The 2,180-nt window shown below is 71.7% G+C and carries 2 protein-coding genes; both read right to left on the reverse strand.

Annotation, left to right across the window (positions count from 1 at the left end; genetic code table 11):
* Positions 1–135, reverse strand: a 135-nt coding sequence (locus E7Z54_RS24435; protein ID WP_431188817.1) for a zinc-ribbon domain-containing protein, incomplete at its 3' end; no start/stop codon positions are given.
* A partial coding sequence (locus E7Z54_RS20195) for a serine/threonine-protein kinase (RefSeq protein ID WP_136436519.1) occupies positions 132–2,180 on the reverse strand: 2,049 nt, incomplete at its 5' end. The genes E7Z54_RS24435 and E7Z54_RS20195, both read right to left, overlap by 4 nt.

Consider the following 2,180-nt stretch of genomic DNA (forward strand, 5'->3'; position numbering starts at 1 on the left):
CTGCCCCAGCTGCGCGCCGCAGGCCTCGCAGAACCGGGCCCCGGCCGGAGCTGCGACGCCGCAGGACGGGCAGGTCGTGGCATGGGTGGCCGCGGCGGTCGTGGCTCCCGGCGTGGCTCCCGGCGTCTCGCTCACGTGAGGCTCCAGTTCCGAACGGAGTTGGCCTGGTTGACCAGGACCACCCGCTCCTTGAGGTCGACGGTGTCGCGGGCCAGCATCCGTAGCGCGTTCTCGAGCCCGTCCCGCACGCCGGCCTCGGTCGCGGGGACCGAGCCGATCTTCGCGCCGGCGGGCACCTTGCCCGGCTGGGTCACCACCGGCAGCGCCTCGTTGAGGATCCGCACCGTGAACCGCTGGCGGGTCGCGGTGTCGACGCTCGACGTCTCGATGGTGCGCATGGCCTGGTCGAGCACGGCGATGTCCTGCGTGCCGCCGGAGAGGAGCACTTCGGCCCGTTGCTGGCGGCTCTCGGTGTAGCCGCGGCTGGTGGTCGGCACCAGGTCGAGCGCCGCGACCGCCCCGGCGGCGTCGTTGCGGGCGGCGCGCACCCGGGCCATGCCGAAGGCGGCCGGCGGGACGTAGGCCGCGTCGGTCGCGGCGCACACCTGGTAGAGGCTCTCCGCCACCTCCGGCAGCCCGCCCCGTTCGCACGCGAAGGCCAGTCCCAGCTTGGGCGCGAGCTCACCGGGCACCTGTTGGTAGACGGCGTTGAACGATGCCTTCGCGGTGTCGAAGTCCTCGGCCTGCACGGCCGCCAGGCCCTCGATCCACAGCGCCCGCCACTCCCACGGGTCGTCGGCGAGCAGACGCTGGGCGTGCGACCGGGCCACGGCGGGACGGCCGAGGTCCAGTGCAGCCCTCGCCCGCGCCAGCCACACCTCCGCGGTGTCCTCGGGTGCGTTCTCGAGGTCGACGAGCCGCTTCTCCGGATCCTCCGCGCTGATGGTGGACAGCCAGCTGTACTGCGGGTCGGTGGTGTCCTCGCGCAACCGCGGGAGCTGGCTCCACTCGGTGATCGGCCGTGCCGTGGCAGGTGACTCGAACAGCACCGACGCGGCGGACGTGAGCGCCGTACCCATCCGCTTCCTGGCGACGACCTCGCGCAGCACGCCGAGCACCTGCGTGCGCAGCTCGTCGACGGACGCGAAGCGGTCGGCCGGGTCGGGCGCGCAGCACTTCGCGACCAGGTGGTAGAGCGAGTCGTACTGCTGGAACAGCGGGGTCGACTCCACCGGCGGAAGGCTGTGCAGGTAGCTGCCCTGGTAGCCGCGGAACTCCATGCACAGCACCACGATCGTGCGGCCGATCGTGTAGATGTCGGAGGCGACCGACGGGCCGACCTCGGCCACCTCGGGCGCCTGGTAGCCGACCGTGCCGTAGATCGCCGACTCCTCGTCGTCGATCCGGCGCACGCCACCGAGGTCGATCAGCTTCATGGCGTCGCCGACCTGGATCATGTTGTCGGGCTTGAAGTCGCAGTAGACGAGCCCGAGGTCGTGCAGGTACTGGAAGGCGGGCAGCAGCTCGAGGATGTAGGCCAGGGCCTGGTCGACCGGCAGCGGGTCGTACTCGCCGTTGTTGGCCACCATCCGCTGCTTGAGGATCTGCTTGACCGACTTGCCGCCGACGTACTCCATGACGATGTAGCCGGCGCCCTCGTGCGTCACGAAGTTGTAGATCTCCACGATCAGCGGGTGCTCGACCTGCGCGAGGAACTGCTGCTCGGCGATCGCCGCGGCCAGCGCGTCCGGGTCACCGGAGTTGAGCAGACCCTTGAGGACCACCCACCGGTTGGAGACGTTGCGGTCCCGCGCCAGGTAGATCCAGCCGAGGCCACCGTGCGCGAGGGCACCCGCCACCTCGTACTGCCCGGCCACCAGGTCGCCCGGCTGCAGCTTCGGGGTGAACGAGAACGGCTGCCCGCAGTTGGGGCAGAAGCCCTCGCTCCGGCCCGGCTGCCCGTCGATGCTGCGGCCCACCGCCTTGCCGCACTTGGAGCAGCTGCGCTTGTCCTCGGGGACCTGCGGGTTGACCATGATCGCCTTCGCGGCGTCCACCGGAGGAGCGGGAGGTACGACGGTCAGGCCCGCGCCGAGGCGCGCGGTCCGCATCCGCTGGGACCCGGTCCGGGTGCGGCGCGTCGCCAGGCTGCCGTCGGTGCCGGCGCGACGCGAGCCGAT

The sequence above is a fragment of the Nocardioides sp. genome, assembly GCF_004803405.1.
GTDB lineage: Bacteria > Actinomycetota > Actinomycetes > Propionibacteriales > Nocardioidaceae > Nocardioides > Nocardioides vastitatis.